Raw genomic sequence first — 16,011 nt, forward strand, 5'->3', positions numbered from 1 at the left:
AATATATAGAAAAGCCCCGATTATTCGGAGCTTTTTTTGATTTCAACTTATACGTTGAAACGGAAGTGTAGAACGTCGCCGTCCTGAACGATGTAAGTTTTACCTTCTAGACGCCATTTACCTGCTTCTTTAGCACCGGCTTCGCCGTTGTACTGTACGAAGTCATCGTAAGCAATACATTCTGCACGGATAAAGCCTTTTTCGAAGTCAGTGTGAATTACACCAGCCGCTTGAGGTGCTGTTGCGCCCACTTTAACAGTCCATGCACGAACTTCTTGTACACCGGCAGTAAAGTAAGTTTGCAGACCTAACAGTGAGTATCCTGCACGGATCACCACGTTCAGACCTGGTTCTTCCATACCCATTGCTTCTAGGAATTCAGCGCGGTCTTCATCTTCAAGCAATGAAATTTCAGCTTCGATCTGGTTACAAAGTGGAACAACGATTGCATTTTCAGTTGCCGCCAGTTCACGTACTGCATCAAGATGTGGGTTATTTTCAAAACCATCTTCCGCTACGTTGGCGATGTACATAGTTGGTTTTAAAGTTAATAAACCAAAACCACGAACCAGTTTACGTTCGTCATCATCAAGATCAGCTGCACGAGCAGGTTTGCCTTCGTCTAAAAGAGGAAGAATTTTATCCAGAACTGCTTTGGTTGCGATTGCTTCTTTATCGCCACCTTTTGCGGACTTCGCCAGACGAGTTACTGCTTTAGTGACAGTTTCCAAATCAGCAAGTGCAAGTTCAGTGTTGATGGTTGCGATATCATCAAGTGGGTCAATTTTACCATTGACGTGAATCACGTTTTCATCTTCGAAACAACGTACTACATGAGCAATTGCATCCGTTTCACGGATGTTTGCTAGGAACTGGTTGCCCAGACCTTCACCTTTAGATGCACCAGCCACTAGACCAGCAATATCTACGAATTCCATAGTTGTCGGAATCACGCGTTGTGGTTTTACGATTTCAGCCAGTTTGTCCAGGCGTGGATCTGGTACAGGCACAATACCGGTGTTTGGTTCAATCGTACAGAATGGGAAGTTTTCCGCAGCAATTGCAGCTTTAGTTAATGCATTGAAAAGCGTAGATTTACCAACGTTAGGCAGGCCTACAATACCACAATTAAAACCCATGAAATAACTCACAAAGCGTTATATAAAAATTGCCAGTGATTTTACATGAAAGCGGAGATAAAGTCAGTGGATATAAAAGGGCATTATTGCAATCAAATCCATAGGTGATATGTATTGCATATACCTTATTCATTGAATTCAATATTTGAAATGATCTAAAAGATAGAACATTTCCTTATCCGATTATCTGTATCGTGAAAATGATAGAAAAGCCGATTGTTTTTGTCGGATTGAATCACTAAAGTATTCATTATCATAAGGTCTGATTCAGACCATTCAGTCACGCTCAACAGGAGTATGCATGCGCACCTTATACCAGTTTCCTTTATCACATTTTTGTGAAAAAGCACGTTGGATGCTTGATCATAAAGAACTGGAATATGTCGCACAAAACTTAATGCCGGGTGCTCATCGTGCTTTTGCTCGCCTCAAGACTGGACAAAATCGTCTGCCGATTCTGCGTGATAGGGAAAAGTGGATTGCAGATTCGACGCAAATTGCACTATATCTGGATGAAAATTATCCTGAACATCGTTTACTGCCAGCAGAAGGGCGTTTACGCGAGAAAGTGTTGGAAATTGATGGAATGACTCAAGAACTGGGACGTCATGTTCGTCGCTGGATGTTGGCCCAAGCTTTATCCTATGATCATGAATCGATGGAGATCCTGATTGGTGAAAAAGGCTATCTGCGCCAGTTCGAAAAATTCTCCAAGCCTTTGCTCAAAACCATTCTCAGTAAAGGTTATGCCTTGACTGAAGATACACTTGCTCAGTCGCGAGAATATATTAAAGAAACCGTTGAACAACTGAATCAGATATTAACCGAGAATAACGGTGCTTATATTGCTGGTTCACGTTTTAGTCTGGCGGATATTGCAGTCTGTTCGATGTTGGCACCTTTGCTCGCGATTCCGGGTACACCGTGGGAGCGGGACAGTTTTGAATCTATGTCAGATGAATATCGGGATTATCAAACCTATCTGTCTGAATTGCCTTTAGGTCAATATATTAACGATATCTATCGTCATGAACGCAATGCTCGTGTCGATTGGCGCGGTGTATAAGTCAAAATGTGAAATAAAAAAACGCGCTTGAAGCGCGTTTTTTTATGAGATTAAGGTCACCCCCAAGGATTAGTATGATCAACATCACTCTGTTTGTTGAAGCTACTGAAGAGTGAGCTAAAGTCAAACTTCGGTAATGAACTACCGCTCGAGATGTTGGAAATTTTATCTTTAATGCTTGGAATGATTTCAGTAATACTGATATTCGAACTAGTATTGGTATTGCCAATACCAGAAATCAATTCACTCACATCAGGCAACTGTAGAGTCGAGTTTTCACCGATTAAATTGCCAAGACTATCTGTAAATGCATCCAGACCTAGACCATCTCCCAAGCTAGGTACGCCAGAACCGAGTGATCCGAGCAAGTCACCAATTTCAGGTAATTGAACACCATCCAGAATATCTGAGAATTGACCTTCACTATCAATAAGGGCAATAATTGGTTTCAATGCGGTAATCACATTGTTGATGTCACCGGATAAATTAAGCAGTGATGGGCTGCTGACAAAATCGAGTACCACTTGAACGCCATTCAGGACATCGTAAAGCGTATTTACGATTTCTGCTTGATCAGTATCAAGAACATCACTATTCGCTAACAGATTCAACAGTGGATTCACACCTTTTAGTACATCCGCGATGGTTTCAGGAATATTACCTGAACCAGCAGAACTGATTGCAGATACTAATGTCGTGACACTACCTACAACTGTTGGTAAAACCTGAGTGAGTTGTGCCATATCAATGGATGAATTGCCTGTATCGATAGAGGCAAGCAGCGACATCAGACTTTGCGTTACCGTTTGCGCAATTGTGCCTGCATCGATACTGCCTGAATTACTGATTAGGCCACTGAGTAAATTGGTAATTGCACTGATATCAAGATCACTTGTTGCATTGCTCATTAAGTCAGTTGCTAGCAAATTAACAGAGTTAGTATCTAAGGCACCCGTAGAGCCACTGATCAAGCCGCTCACCAAGTCAATAATTGCGCCAATGTCGAGATCGCTACCGGCATTACCACCAATGAGACCACCTACAAGGTTGGCAATTTGACCGATATCCACGCCATTGAGACCGCCAGAACCACCAATTAAGCCACCAACTAATTCAGCAATTTGAGCGATATCGATATCTCCATTACCGCCAATCAGATTGCCTACTAAACCTGCGATTGCACCAATATCAACACCACCGAGACCGCTAGATCCACCGATTAGACCGCCAACCAGTTGAGCAATTTGAGCGATATCAATATCACCGTTACCACCAATCAGGTTGCCGACCAAACCTGCGATTGCACCAATATCAATGCCATCAAGACCACCAGAGCCGCCAATTAAACCGCCAACCAGTTGAGCAATTTGTGCGATATCAATATCACCACCTTGGATCAAGCCACCAACTAATCCTGCGATTGCGCCAATATTAACACCACCGAGACCGCTAGAACCACCGATTAAGCCACCGACCAATTGTGCGATCTGAGCGATATCGATGTCGCCATTACCGCTAATCAAGTTACCAACTAATCCTGCGATTGCACCAATATCAACACCACCGAGACCGCCAGAGCCGCCGATTAAACCGCCAACGAGCTGAGCGATTTGAGCGATATCAATATCACCGCCTTGAATCAGACTACCAACAACGCCAGCAATTGCACTGATATCAACACCATCGAGACCACCAGAACCACCGATCAGGCCGCCAATGAGTTGTGTAATTTGTGTGAGATCAATGTCACCACTTTGCAGAAGGTTGCCGGCCAGATCAGCAATTTTTCCGAGATCTAAATTACCTGAGCTGCCACCAATTAATCCACTGACCAATTTGATCACGGCATTTAAATCTAGGTTTGATGTATTGCCACCCATTAAACCGCCAAGCAGATTACTGATCGAACCTAGATCAAAACTGCCACCATTAGCTTTCGTCAGTTGGCTAATTAAACTATTGATATCGAGTTTAGACGCATTTGAACCGGTGAATTGGGTAATTAAATCCGTGAGGGAGCTGGAAGTTAAACTTTTACCTGAAAGTAAGCTAGTTAAGAGGGAATCGAGGGAAGGCGTAGAGGGGGTAGAACCTGTAATAGATCCAATGATGCCAGAAAGACTGCCACTCAATAAACCGCTAAGTAAATTCGTGTTTTGTGTCTCTGTCGTGAGCACTGGACTGAGTTTACTTTTAATTGAACTAAGAAGACTGAAAGCCATAACCATTCCTTGCGTTTTTTATCTTGTTTTGATTATTTTGTTTTTAAATAAACGCTCAATTTTTATTCAATTTTTATACAAGTGTAAATTCAAGTATGAATAATCACATTTCGAAAACAGTATGATTAGACGGACTATGGTTTTGGAAAAATTAATTCATTATAAATAATAAGGATTTGTTAAATATTTACGTTTATCTAAAATGTAGTTTATTCGACGAATGACCATCAAGCTGACTTAAAGCCTTGTAAATCCTTATCTGGTATTATTTTTCAATTAACTAGTAATTTATGAAAAAAATATCAATACTATGCGTAGAATAATTATGTATTTTAATAAAGCGGCCAGAGATTAAAGATGGAATTAGATCGTTTTGATAAGCATATTCTTGAAATTTTGACCCATGAAGATGTCAATCTGAATGAACTCTCTGAACGGGTAAATCTTTCAGTCAGTTCGGTCCATCGCCGTATTAAGCAATTGATTGATCATAATATTATTAGCGGCTTGAAAAGAGAAATTAATTATCAAAAGCTAGGTTTTAGTCTGCATGTGTTGTTACAGGTATCTTTGAGCAAGCATGACAGTGATACTTTTGCCAAATTTCTGGGCGAGCTGGAAAGTATTCCTGAAGTGATTAATGCTTTTCTGGTGACAGGGCAGTCGGCAGATTTTATTGTAGAAGTGGTTGCACGTGATATGGAAAACTATAGTGAGATCTTGCTCAACAAGATTGGTAAAATTGAACATGTGGTCGCACTGCACTCTAGTTTCGTAATTAAAGAATATAATGTTTTTAACTGTAGCGGCTTACTCAATAAAGTTTAATGGATAGGGCGTAGCATCACCTAAACATTTAGCCTGTATGGGTAAGTGGATGTATTGAAATCAGATACAAGATCCTCCAATAAGTTAGATAGAAATAAAAAAACGCACCCGAAGGTGCGTTTTTGTCTTTATGAAGATTAAGCGTCTAGCTGAGCCAGTACTTCGTCAGAGAATTCAACATTGGTATAAACGTTTTGAACATCATCAAGATCTTCAAGCATATCAATCATTTTCATGATTTTTTTCGCTTGATCGATGTCAGTGATTTCAGCTTTAGTAGAAGGGCTCATGACAACTTCAGCATTATCAGATTTTAGACCTGCAGCAGTTAAAGCATCTTGAACTGTACCGAAGCTTTCTGGAGTCGTAATTACCAGAATTTCATCTTCATCAACTTCAATATCTTCAGCGCCAGCTTCCAGTGCAACTTCCATGATTTGATCTTCTAAAGACACATCTTCAAAAGTGATCTCACCACGTTTAGTGAACAGGAAGGCAACTGAACCGTTGGTACCTAAGTTGCCATCAGTTTTAGAGAAGCAGTGACGTACGTCAGGTACAGTACGGTTCAGGTTGTCTGTCATTGTTTCTACAATAACCGCAACACCACCTACGCCATAACCTTCATAGGTTACTTCTTTAAGATCGTCGTTATCTTCGCCGCCTGCACCACGTTGAATCGCACGGTTGATCACATCACGTGTCATGTTTACAGACAATGCTTTTTCGACAACAGCACGTAAACGTGGGTTGCTACCCGCATCTGGACCGCCGAGTTTTGCAGCAGTGGTTAATTCACGAATATATTTGGTAAAAAGTTTACCGCGGCTAGCATCTTGTTTTGCTTTACGATGCTTAATATTGGCCCACTTGGAATGACCCGCCATGCGAAATATGCTCCTTGTAGATTGGCTGTATGCCTATCGAATTGGGCAAATTCTACCATAAGGGCTTTTTTTAAAAAAAGAGCTTGGTTTTTAGATTTAACGATAATGACAAAAAATAGACGGACTGAGGAATCTAATTGAGCATCTAAAGGCAATAATTTAGCTTAAATATAGAAAATGATGATTTTTTAATAGATAGTAATAATGAGAGGAAAAAGTGAGATGTCATGTCATGCATAACATCTCATAGATATAAATTATTTCTTTTCAGGGATCACAATATCCAAACCAACATTGTCTTTATATAGCTGTTTAATTAAAGCCAAGTCATGTTCAAGGTCTGTTGGATAGATTTTTCCGAAAATACCGCCCTGTTTGGTTTTAGAGTTTGCATACAGTAAAACAATTGGTACATTCGCCGCTTTGGCAATATGCCAGAAACCGGTACGAATTGGTCGACGTTCTTCACCATTTTTGGCACGGGTCGCTTCAGGTGCAATCACCAGATTGAATTTTTCATTACTCTGAAAAAGTTCAACCATCTGGCTCACAATATCCTTGCTAGATTTGCGATCTACCGGAATACCACCAATGCTTTCTAACAATGGCTTAAATGGGCCCTTAAACAATTCTTTTTTAATCAGGGTATGAATTTTGATGTCGTACATTTGAAATAAAGCCAGAGAAAGCACGGCATCCATCATTGAAGTATGTTCGAAACCAACAATCACTTGCTTGTCTTCAAGTACATTTGGTTCAACGTGATACTGCCAGCCTGCAAGTTTAAACGCAGATTCGCCAATGAATTTCTTAAACATAGGGGAAGGAGTGTATGAAAAAACACATAATTTGTGCTTGTTCTTGCATCTCGTCAAGTAGAATTGCTTTAAAAGCCTTAAATACGTTCAGAAGCAAGTAAATAAATATATGTACTAAGGGATAATTAAGACCTAAAAGCAATAACTGATTTAAATTTAATCAACAGAATGTCTTATAAGAGATAAAAAAACTCTTAAAAATGCTAAAAAATGACTGTTCAGCACAAAAAATACTTATTAGACTTTTGTCGAAGCCGAAGGATATGTTTTGGCTTCAAGACACTTCCGATCATGTTTGCTAGAGATGATAAAGAATGACTTACTTAACGGCTTTGGTACTCTCATTGTTCATTTTTGCACTCATTGTTGTATGGTCTTTAATCGAAATTTATATGGATATACGCAAAGAAGAAAATTTGGAGCGCAAAGCTTAAGCTTTTAAATAATTAGATAGCTGAATTGATCTTAATATAGAAATTAATTCAGCCATTAAAATTGTCTGAATATTTAGATGTAAAAAGTATAAAAATATAGTCGAAACTTGATTTTCAAATATGCCCTTAACCCTCCTTTATTTTTAAAAGAAATGGAAATATTTCTTTTAAAGGATCATAAGGCTACTCCTAAAGTATTAGAAATTTCCTTGAAGATTTTTGTCCAGATTTATAATTGTCGATGAAGTGTGCAAGCAGGCACGAAAAGGCTTGTCTTTTAAAAAAATCTTAGCTAGTATTCTTGTCGCCTAAACCTATTGATAAATAAGGTTTTCGGCATATAGGGCCTATAGCTCAGTTGGTTAGAGCAGCGGACTCATAATCCGTTGGTCGACAGTTCAAGTCTGTCTGGGCCCACCATATTTTATAATCATATACACTCATATGAAATCTAAACCCTTAATTCTTAACGGATTAAGGGTTTTTTTATACTTAAAATAATCTTATATACACTCATACAGGAACTGCTCGTTTGTATCCTTGTTTGTATCCTAAATTTAAAATATAACTCAGGATACAAATTTTAAATAAATGTTAGGTAAATAAAGCGTTATGAGCAGAAATAAACTTTTATCTGATGTGGCATATGCTGCTTTAAAAGCAAAAGATAAAGAATATCGAAAGGCAGATATTTCGGGACTTTATATGAAAGTTCAAACTTCAGGTAAGAAGTCATGGCAACTTCGTTTGAAGAATAATGAAGGCAAATGGACATGGGTAGGTTTAGGTTCTTATCCAGAGGTCTCAGTTAAAATTGCTCGTTCACAAGCATTAAAATATCAGTCGGGTGAACTTCAAATTGTTACTCGTGCAGAACGTTTAAAACAAGCTTTATGTGATGAAAGTGAGTTGTTCGAAAACTTAATGCGGGATTGGATTGATACTAAGAAAAATACATGGGATCCAGCAACATTTAAGAAAGAGGTTCAATCTATTGAAAAGCATCTTCTGCCCGTTTTTGGTCAACGTAAATATAAAGATATTACTTCTGGAGAATGGCTTGAATTTTTCCAAACAAAACAACGTGAAGAAAAAATTCTTAATCGAATTGAAAAATTAATCTCATACTGCCGTAACGCATATGACCTTGCCCTGTTCAAAGATAAAGCACACCATAATCCACTTGTGGGAATTGGTAAGTTTTTAGATAAAGATAAATCTGAGCCTATGAAGCATGTCAAAAAGCATGAGCTACCTGAAATGCTTCAAAAAATAAGAAATTATTCTTCAGAGCAAATTAGTATCGCTTTAGAGTTATTGATCCTAATGTTCCCGAGACCTGGAGAATTAAGACAAGCTAAATGGGAACATTTTGACTTTGAAGAACGTGTTTGGATCAGACCAGGTGCAATGATGAAAATGGGTATAGAACATGGTATTCCGCTTTCTAATCAATCAATTAATTTATTGAAAAGGCTTAAGGCGATCTCAAATCGAGAGAGTGAGTACCTTTTTCCAGCACGTGACAGTGTGAACAAAACAATATCAAATTTAACTTTTAATGTGGCATTAAATCGACTTGGATATAGAGGTAAGCAAAATCCACATGGTTACCGCCATATCGCTTCAACGGAACTGAACGATCTTTATAGTGATAAAGCGCAAGTAATAGAATCAGCGTTATCTCACTTAAAGGCTGGAGTAAAGGGAGCATACGACAAGGGTGCTCACCTAAGGGAGCGGTATGAAATTATGCAAAATTGGGCAGATCAAATAGATCAACTTTGTGGACCGAGAGTGTTTCCTAAGGTTCATGCAAGCTAATTTTTGAGCAGTTTTTTTACTATTTTTCCATTTTTTTAACGTACAACAGGCCTTTTTTTTGAAGCATGCTAGTTTTGAAATTATCTATTAATCATTAGGGATAGAGATGATTTCAAATACTGCATTTGACATTGTTGTAAATGGTATCGTGTTAAAGCCTCTCAGATTAAAAAAGAAAGAAGTATGTGACTATCTGAAATTTTCAGTAGAGCAGTTAAGAAAAGTTTCGATGAATGATGAAAGCTTTCCAAGACCAATCAAAACTGGTAGTACACGACAATCTGGTGTTTATTATGATTTTAACGAGATCATGTTTTGGAAAGAGAAAAATTTATAATTAGTAAATTTTATCAAATAGGTCCTACAGGGCCTATTTTCTTATATAAAGATCTGGGACGTACTTTGAGTAGTTAATAATTAAACGAAAATGGTTTATTTTTTCCTTTTTTTAACGTCACGCAGGGATATTTTAGAGTTGATGCTAGATTAAATCTTTCAACAGATTTCAATTTAAGCAGGTTTAATAGTATCAATGAGTTCATGTAAAACGCATACTAAGTCTAAGGAGATTTGTCAGTTTTTGAATAAGAAAACAGTTTGTAAGCTCCTTAGAATTTCGATTAATGAGCTTCGAGAACAAGAATTAAATGATAATCTTTTTCCACGAGGAATCAAAAGTGGAACGAGCAAGCAGTGTGGAGTTAAGTATCGTTACGATGAGATTATTAATTGGCATTTAAGAAAGTTGGAGCAGCGTTGAATAATATCAAAGCTCACTGTTAAGTGGGCTTTGTAGCATAAGGCTTGTTGTTAACTCTAATTTGAATGCTTTGAGTTATCGTCATTTCAATATCTTTTATTGCATTCTGGGTTGCAAAATCGAGGGTCCCTGCTTCTCTCATAAATTCTAAATAAATCTCATCATTAGTTGAATATACTAAAGCATCATTACAACTAGCCTCAAAAAATCTATCTTCAATAGAAATATCCGAGGTGCTTAAATCACGGATAAAAAAAGTTGAACCAACTAATAGTACCTTGCTGATGATTAAAGCTGTCATGCAGAAAGTAGATAAGTTATACCAAGAAGGGACTCAATATAAGAAATGCGGAGTGATCTTAACCTGTATAGAGCTGAAATCATTTCATATACCAGATTTGCTAGCAGATATTGAGGTGATAGAAAGGTATGATTCTCTACAGAGTATGATTGAAGAAGTGAAGTCTAAATTTGGCGATCGCAAATTAGGGATTGGATCAGCTAACTTGCCTAGCCGAGACTGGATAATGACCCGAAATAATATAACCCAAAACTACTTCTCAAGAGATGGTCTATTAGAAATTACCAAATAAACCATATTTGGTACTGCTATTCACTGAAATGCTCAGGAATATCGGTTTTAAGCGCCGTATTACTTACACGCAGCGGCTTTTAAAGCAACAAAGTTACATAATTCAAAGTTACTTTTCCATCGGTGTTTTACCTTTAAAAGCTGAATGCGGTCTCATCGAGTTATAGTAATGTTGCCATTCGCCTAGCTTGTCTTGGATATCATCAGATTTTTGAACACTACCAAATAGTTGCCATTAAATAATATTTTGATAATTAATCAGTTCTTATAGGGAATATATCCTAGGTTTTTAGTCATATTGTATTTTTTTAGATATCTCTTTGATCAAGGCTTTTTAAAGGTTGAAACTTGAGCCTATGAGTTTTAATTTTCTCTATTGGATTCTCATAAATGACATTCCTTTCCACAGTAACTTCAAATGCGTTTCATAGAGAGATGCTCAGTTGTTAAAAGTTTATGCTGTTTAAGAATCACGACTGATGATCTCTTCACTATCTTCAGTTGTGATATTTGCGATATAGGATAAATTAAAATAAAGCATTCACTTGGTGCAAAATGGTGAAAGATTTTTGAGCGTGCTTCTATTTTTTGCATAATGGTAGGGCGAAATAAAATTTAAGCAATGCATCAAAAAAAAGCATAAAAAATAATTTAAAAAAATAATAGAATAAAAAACTAATATTTTGAATAAAATAAAATCCATTAATATTTTTTAAATAATTTTAAGTTATTGTATTTAAAAAAATAAAAATATTTATGATAATTTTTGGTGCCATTTTTTCTAACTCGTGCACTATTATTTTCGTCATAAAAAATAGTTGACATTTCAATCAAATAAATTAGTTTATTGTTTAATAAATCCACAATTTAAAAAACTTTTGGTGGGATATGAACAATATTTTTTTTGAAAAAATACAGTCAAAAAATAGTGGTCTGAAAGCCGCTATCAAAGATTCAATTGATATATCGGGGTACAAAACTGTTGCGGGTAGTCGAGCTTTATTAAATACAGAGCCTGCTATAAAAAATGCTGAGATTGTCGATCTACTTGAACAGCATCAGTGTCAAATTGTGGGTAAAACCAATCTTCATGAGTTGGCATTTGGTATTACGGGGATCAATCAATTTACCGGTACAGCAATCAACTCTAAATATCCAGAATTAATACCAGGCGGTTCATCAAGTGGTTCAGCGGCTGCCGTTGCAGCAGGACTTGTTGATTTTTCAATCGGAACTGATACAGGCGGATCAATTCGTATGCCGGCAGCATGTTGCGGTGTATATGGATTGAAACCAACCTTTGGCCGTGTGAGCCGCGTCGGTGTTTTGCCAATGGATACGACTTTGGATTGTGTGGGACCTTTTGCCAATTCACTCGACATGATTGTTGAAGCAATGGCGATTATTTGCCCGAACTTTAATAAATCATTAGCTAAGCAACGTATGGAGCCAAGACTTGCTGTCTTGGCTGTGGATGCTGATGCTGAAGTACAAAATACGATCCGATATTATCTTGAACAAAAAGAGATCATAGATCTGCCAGTTGTTGAATCTTCTTTATTTGATCAAGCCTATCACGCTGGCATGCAAATCATTAATGCTGAAACTTGGCAAGCTTATGGTGTGCTTACCGAAACTGGCCTGGTGGCCGAAGATGTCAATGTTCGCTTATTAAAGGCTGCATCAACTTCAGAAAAAGATGTAGCACAAGCAAATGAAATTCGTACCCAATTTACTCAAGAAATTGAGGCATTGCTAGATCAGTACGATGCGCTGTTGTTGCCTACATTACCGCAAGTTCCACCTTTACTAAAAGATGCAGCAAATACCGCAGCTTTTTTAAATATGACCGCTTTAATTCGACCTTTTAACTTGTCTGGTCATCCTGCAATCAGTATCCCGTTAGAGAGCGATACAGGCTTACCAGTAGGGTTGCAAATAATCACTAAACATAATGATGACGAAAAATTATGTGCAATAGCTCAATACATTGTGAATAAAAAATCGTCCCCAAAAGAGGAGTTGGATAAATGAGTGGTTTATCTCGCATGAGTATCAATACCCAAGTAAATAGCGATATCAATTTGGACGATTTGTGCAAAGAGATTCGCGATCGTGCCTGTACAGGAGAATTTGATGAGCAGGGTTATGTCTCTATAGACATTATCGATAAATTAAAAGCTCTAGGTGTTTATCGTGCTTTGGTGCCAATGCGCTTTGGTGGGGAAGAAGTTTCACCTCGTCAATTCTGTGAATTGATTGAACGTATTTCAATGGCTGATGGATCTGTGGGTTGGGTGGCAAGTTTTGGTATGAGCCCAGCTTACTTAGGGTGTTTGCCAGAAGAAACACTACATGAAATTTATCAGAATGGTCCAGATGTGGTTTTTGCGGCTGGTATTTTTCCACCCCAAGCTTCAGAAGTGACTGAAGAAGGCATTTTAGTTAAAGGACGTTGGAAATTTTCAAGTGGCTGTTTAGGTGCAGACATTATCGGTGTAGGCGTTGCGCCAATTAAAGACAACGAAACCCAAGGTTTGCCTCGTATTGCTGTATTACCTGCTGATCAAGTACAAGTTGAAATGACTTGGGACACAGTGGGCTTAAAGGGTACAGGCAGTCATGACTTAGTGGTAAATAATGTCTTAGTTAAAGAAGACTGGACCTTTGTGCGCGGTGTTGCATCAAGCTTGCCAGAACCATTTTTTAGATATCCATCATTGTCTTTTGCAACCCAGGTATTAACTGTTGTGGGCATTGGTGTTGCACATGCAGCATTAGAAGAATTCAAAATTTTGGCACCCGGAAAATCGTCTATTACAGGCGGTGCAGAAATTGCGAATCGTCCTGTAACCCAATATGAGTTTGCCCAAGCTGAAGCAGAGTTCCTAGCAGCTAAATCCTGGTTCTATCAAAGTATAGATGTGACTTGGGATACGATCTTAAAAGGTCAAAAGCCAACACCAGAACAGATCAGCAATATGCGCCTGTCTTGCACACATGCAGCACGTGTCGCAGCAAAAGTAACGCGCAAAATTCAAATGCTGGCAGGTATGACAGCCATTTATACAAATAATCCATTTAGCCGTTTTGTGAACGATACCAATGTCGTGACACAACATGCCTTCATGGGTGATGCCACTTTATTAAACGCAGGTGCAATGAGCTTTGGACTTAAGCCAACACCTGGCTATCTATAAACATAAATCAATAGGGGAAATTTCATGGAAAAAAAATCATCTTTACGCGTGTTGTTCTGCATGGGTATTAACCAAAACTTTTTCGATGCACAGCCAGATGAGGCTAAAGCGGTATGGGCTGCTTTCGGTGAAATGTGGAATGGTATTCATGACCTACCAGGTGTTCAGGTGTATGGCAACTTAGATGACGACCAGAGCATGGTAGGTCCAAGTACAGGATTCCCTTGGACGACATATCTCCTTGCGGATGTACCTGATATAGAAACAGTCCATGCAGCGTGCAATCTATTCCGCACCACGGTGGTTGGAGAAGGTCCTTACAAACTTTGGAAATATTGCAAAGTAGAAGCACGTGTAGGACGTGAACTTATTATTCAGCGCTAATGCAGTTTGAATCAAAGGGCTATCAAACATGACAGATCAACACATTTTAAATCGATTGGCGCAATTAGAAGCGGTGAATGAGATTCGCCACTGTCTAACCCGTTATATGGAAATCTGTGATGGTTTGAATGCCAACACTGACCTAGATGAGCTCATGGCACTGTTTAGTGAAAAAGCCATTTGGGAAGGTATAGGAGAGCGTTACAGCAAGGCATTTGGACGATATGAAGGCAAAGCCAAAATTGCTGCAATGTTTGAAAGTTATATGCGAAAAGATGCGCATTTTACCCTAAATGCCCATTTTCTAAATTCTGAAAATATACAGGTACAAGGACAGCAAGCAGTTGGTAAATGGCTCATGTTGCAAACATCGGCTTTTCATCAGGGCGGTGCACATTTTACTTCTGCCAAGCTGCATATCGATTTTGGTCTGACTTCAGACAATCGATGGGTAATGACGCATTTCCGTACAGAAAATATTTTTAGCCGAACCGTGAGCCACTGGAGTGATCAACAAGATTTACCTGTGCCTCAACAGTCCGCTGCAAATTAATTGGAGAAAAAGATGAACAGTTTGATTCCAATGACAGATGTCACGATGGATTATAATAGTTTAGTGCAAGCAGATCGTGTCCATACGTCTTTATATAAAGATGAAAAGATCTTTGATGAAGAGATGGAAAAAATCTTCTATAGCACTTGGGTTTGGGTTGCACATGCCAGTGAAATTCCAGAAGCAGGTAGCTTCAAGACCATCAACATTGGTAAACAGCCTGTCGTTGCTGTTCGTGACCGTAAGAAAAAAGTACATGTATTGCTAAACCGTTGCCGTCATCGTGCTGCGACTGTTTGTGAGCATAAAAAAGGAAAAACCAATAGTTTCGTTTGTCCATACCATGGCTGGAGTTATGCGCTTGACGGTACATTACGTGGCGTGCCTGCACCAGAGAGCTATGGCGAATGTCTAGATAAATCAGAACTGCCTTTAGTCAGCCTTCGTGTCGAAGAATATAACGGCATGATCTTCGCCTCGTTTAATCATGATATTGAACCTTTAGTTGATTTCCTTGGTCCTGCGAAAAAATGGATTGATTTATTCATGAAACAGGGTGGTGGCTATCCAATTAAAGTATTAGGTGAACACCGTTTCCGCTTCCCAGGGAACTGGAAAATTCAGCTTGAAAACACCACAGATGCTTATCACTTCCCATTAGTGCATAAATCTTTCTTGAGTTCTGTTGATGAAGAAACAGAACGCATGCTTGATTTCGTCGGTGGTCCAGGTTACGTCGAAGATCTAGGCAATGGTCATAGTGTCATGGTAATGATTCCTGAGCTGATCGATCTTGAAGAAGAATTAATGGAACGTCCAATTCCAGAACGCTTCACAGAACTGGCAGAAGAACTTCGTAAAGAAGGTCATGAAGAACTTCAAGTTCGCCGTATTGTTAGAGCAGTGGGTGGTTCTGGATTTAATTTAAATCTGTTCCCAAATATTGCATGTTCAATGGCATTTTTCCGAGTGTTACAGCCAATTTCTGTGACTGAAACTGAGATTCATCACTCTGTAATCACAATGGATGGTGGCCCTCAAATCGCCAACCAATATCGTCTACGTTTACATGAACATTTCCAAGGTCCATTAGGCTTCGGTACTCCAGATGATTCGGAAGCTTGGGAGCGTGTACAGAAAGGCTCATATGCAGGTAATGATTTATGGATTATGCTGCACCGTGGCTTACCAGGCGAAGTGAAAACTGAAGATGGTTTAAAAAGTGATGTAAGTGCAGAAACAGGCATGCGCGCTGCTTATCAGCAGTGGAAAAAGATGATGACGGCTTAAGGGAGAATAATAAA

At 38.6% G+C, this 16,011-nt stretch carries 16 protein-coding genes and 1 tRNA gene; 11 read left to right on the top strand and 6 right to left on the bottom strand.

Going from position 1 to position 16,011, the window contains the following annotated elements; translation table 11 throughout:
- Positions 1–47: 47 nt before the first annotated feature.
- A complete protein-coding gene (gene ychF / locus BS636_RS10830; protein ID WP_099338770.1) occupies positions 48–1,139 on the bottom strand; it encodes a redox-regulated ATPase YchF in 1,092 nt (363 codons plus the stop codon).
- 301 nt (positions 1,140–1,440) lie between these two features.
- On the opposite strand from ychF, the gene BS636_RS10835 reads away from it, so the two are divergent.
- The gene (locus BS636_RS10835) at positions 1,441–2,205 is read left to right on the top strand and encodes a glutathione S-transferase family protein (protein WP_099338771.1); all 765 of its coding nucleotides are present in this window, start codon (positions 1,441–1,443) and stop codon (positions 2,203–2,205) included.
- A 56-nt stretch (positions 2,206–2,261) separates the two neighbouring features.
- Here BS636_RS10835 and BS636_RS10840 read toward each other — a convergent pair whose 3' ends face one another.
- On the bottom strand, positions 2,262–4,427 hold the full coding sequence (locus BS636_RS10840; RefSeq protein ID WP_099338772.1) for a beta strand repeat-containing protein: 2,166 nt from the start codon (positions 4,425–4,427) through the stop codon (positions 2,262–2,264).
- Between the two features lie 357 nt (positions 4,428–4,784).
- On the opposite strand from BS636_RS10840, the gene BS636_RS10845 reads away from it, so the two are divergent.
- Positions 4,785–5,255 (top strand): Lrp/AsnC family transcriptional regulator, encoded by a 471-nt coding sequence (locus BS636_RS10845; protein ID WP_004815486.1) that lies wholly within the window; start codon positions 4,785–4,787, stop codon positions 5,253–5,255.
- A gap of 137 nt (positions 5,256–5,392) precedes the next feature.
- On the opposite strand, the gene BS636_RS10850 is transcribed toward BS636_RS10845, so the two are convergent.
- Together BS636_RS10850 and BS636_RS10855 are read right to left on the bottom strand one after the other, a co-directional pair.
- Positions 5,393–6,142: a YebC/PmpR family DNA-binding transcriptional regulator gene (locus BS636_RS10850; protein WP_099338773.1), complete on the bottom strand. Its 750-nt coding sequence runs from the start codon at positions 6,140–6,142 to the stop codon at positions 5,393–5,395.
- Between the two features lie 257 nt (positions 6,143–6,399).
- A complete protein-coding gene (locus BS636_RS10855) occupies positions 6,400–6,960 on the bottom strand; it encodes a 1-acyl-sn-glycerol-3-phosphate acyltransferase (protein ID WP_099338774.1) in 561 nt (186 codons plus the stop codon).
- A gap of 777 nt (positions 6,961–7,737) precedes the next feature.
- Between BS636_RS10855 and BS636_RS10860 the strand changes: the two genes are divergently transcribed.
- From BS636_RS10860 to BS636_RS10870, 3 genes are all read left to right on the top strand, one after another.
- Positions 7,738–7,814: transfer RNA gene (locus tag BS636_RS10860), tRNA-Ile, on the top strand.
- A gap of 192 nt (positions 7,815–8,006) precedes the next feature.
- Positions 8,007–9,218: a tyrosine-type recombinase/integrase gene (locus BS636_RS10865; RefSeq protein ID WP_099338775.1), complete on the top strand. Its 1,212-nt coding sequence runs from the start codon at positions 8,007–8,009 to the stop codon at positions 9,216–9,218.
- Between the two features lie 106 nt (positions 9,219–9,324).
- On the top strand, positions 9,325–9,555 hold the full coding sequence (locus BS636_RS10870) for an AlpA family transcriptional regulator (RefSeq protein WP_099338776.1): 231 nt from the start codon (positions 9,325–9,327) through the stop codon (positions 9,553–9,555).
- Between the two features lie 442 nt (positions 9,556–9,997).
- On the opposite strand, the gene BS636_RS10880 is transcribed toward BS636_RS10870, so the two are convergent.
- Entirely contained in the window at positions 9,998–10,279 is a 282-nt protein-coding gene (locus BS636_RS10880) for a hypothetical protein (RefSeq protein WP_099338778.1), read from the bottom strand.
- Here BS636_RS10880 and BS636_RS10885 point away from each other — a divergent pair.
- Positions 10,278–10,571: a hypothetical protein gene (locus BS636_RS10885; RefSeq protein WP_150128999.1), complete on the top strand. Its 294-nt coding sequence runs from the start codon at positions 10,278–10,280 to the stop codon at positions 10,569–10,571. The genes BS636_RS10880 and BS636_RS10885 overlap by 2 nt on opposite strands.
- A 108-nt stretch (positions 10,572–10,679) precedes the next feature.
- Here BS636_RS10885 and BS636_RS10890 read toward each other — a convergent pair whose 3' ends face one another.
- Complete coding sequence (locus BS636_RS10890) at positions 10,680–10,769, bottom strand: integrase core domain-containing protein (RefSeq protein ID WP_416202913.1); 90 nt, start codon at positions 10,767–10,769, stop codon at positions 10,680–10,682.
- Positions 10,770–11,458: 689 nt separating this feature from the next.
- On the opposite strand from BS636_RS10890, the gene BS636_RS10895 reads away from it, so the two are divergent.
- Genes BS636_RS10895 through BS636_RS10915 form a run of 5 tightly spaced genes read left to right on the top strand, consistent with a single transcriptional unit; the run spans position 11,459 to position 15,997 of the window.
- Positions 11,459–12,604 carry an amidase gene (locus tag BS636_RS10895; protein ID WP_099338780.1) on the top strand — a complete coding sequence of 382 codons (1,146 nt, stop codon included), beginning with the start codon at positions 11,459–11,461 and terminating at the stop codon, positions 12,602–12,604.
- Positions 12,601–13,770, top strand: coding sequence for an acyl-CoA dehydrogenase family protein (locus BS636_RS10900; RefSeq protein ID WP_370459254.1), 1,170 nt, complete (start codon positions 12,601–12,603; stop codon positions 13,768–13,770). The genes BS636_RS10895 and BS636_RS10900 overlap by 4 nt, the downstream gene beginning before the upstream one ends.
- 24 nt (positions 13,771–13,794) lie before the next feature.
- Complete coding sequence (locus BS636_RS10905; RefSeq protein WP_099338781.1) at positions 13,795–14,154, top strand: IacB protein; 360 nt, start codon at positions 13,795–13,797, stop codon at positions 14,152–14,154.
- A 28-nt stretch (positions 14,155–14,182) separates the two neighbouring features.
- A complete protein-coding gene (locus BS636_RS10910; protein WP_099338782.1) occupies positions 14,183–14,707 on the top strand; it encodes a nuclear transport factor 2 family protein in 525 nt (174 codons plus the stop codon).
- A gap of 12 nt (positions 14,708–14,719) precedes the next feature.
- The gene (locus BS636_RS10915; RefSeq protein WP_099338783.1) at positions 14,720–15,997 is read left to right on the top strand and encodes an aromatic ring-hydroxylating oxygenase subunit alpha; all 1,278 of its coding nucleotides are present in this window, start codon (positions 14,720–14,722) and stop codon (positions 15,995–15,997) included.
- The last annotated feature ends 14 nt before the right edge of the window (positions 15,998–16,011 follow it).

The organism is Acinetobacter sp. LoGeW2-3, from assembly GCF_002688565.1.
GTDB lineage: Bacteria > Pseudomonadota > Gammaproteobacteria > Pseudomonadales > Moraxellaceae > Acinetobacter.

Coding starts and splice junctions, on each gene's coding strand:
- ychF (WP_099338770.1), bottom strand. CDS start 1,139: ATGGGTTTTAATTGTGGTATTGTAGGCCTGCCTAACGTTGGTAAATCT.
- BS636_RS10835 (WP_099338771.1), top strand. CDS start 1,441: ATGCGCACCTTATACCAGTTTCCTTTATCACATTTTTGTGAAAAAGCA.
- BS636_RS10840 (WP_099338772.1), bottom strand. CDS start 4,427: ATGGCTTTCAGTCTTCTTAGTTCAATTAAAAGTAAACTCAGTCCAGTG.
- BS636_RS10845 (WP_004815486.1), top strand. CDS start 4,785: ATGGAATTAGATCGTTTTGATAAGCATATTCTTGAAATTTTGACCCAT.
- BS636_RS10850 (WP_099338773.1), bottom strand. CDS start 6,142: ATGGCGGGTCATTCCAAGTGGGCCAATATTAAGCATCGTAAAGCAAAA.
- BS636_RS10855 (WP_099338774.1), bottom strand. CDS start 6,960: ATGTTTAAGAAATTCATTGGCGAATCTGCGTTTAAACTTGCAGGCTGG.
- BS636_RS10865 (WP_099338775.1), top strand. CDS start 8,007: ATGAGCAGAAATAAACTTTTATCTGATGTGGCATATGCTGCTTTAAAA.
- BS636_RS10870 (WP_099338776.1), top strand. CDS start 9,325: ATGATTTCAAATACTGCATTTGACATTGTTGTAAATGGTATCGTGTTA.
- BS636_RS10885 (WP_150128999.1), top strand. CDS start 10,278: ATGCAGAAAGTAGATAAGTTATACCAAGAAGGGACTCAATATAAGAAA.
- BS636_RS10880 (WP_099338778.1), bottom strand. CDS start 10,279: ATGACAGCTTTAATCATCAGCAAGGTACTATTAGTTGGTTCAACTTTT.
- BS636_RS10895 (WP_099338780.1), top strand. CDS start 11,459: ATGAACAATATTTTTTTTGAAAAAATACAGTCAAAAAATAGTGGTCTG.
- BS636_RS10900 (WP_370459254.1), top strand. CDS start 12,601: ATGAGTGGTTTATCTCGCATGAGTATCAATACCCAAGTAAATAGCGAT.
- BS636_RS10905 (WP_099338781.1), top strand. CDS start 13,795: ATGGAAAAAAAATCATCTTTACGCGTGTTGTTCTGCATGGGTATTAAC.
- BS636_RS10910 (WP_099338782.1), top strand. CDS start 14,183: ATGACAGATCAACACATTTTAAATCGATTGGCGCAATTAGAAGCGGTG.
- BS636_RS10915 (WP_099338783.1), top strand. CDS start 14,720: ATGAACAGTTTGATTCCAATGACAGATGTCACGATGGATTATAATAGT.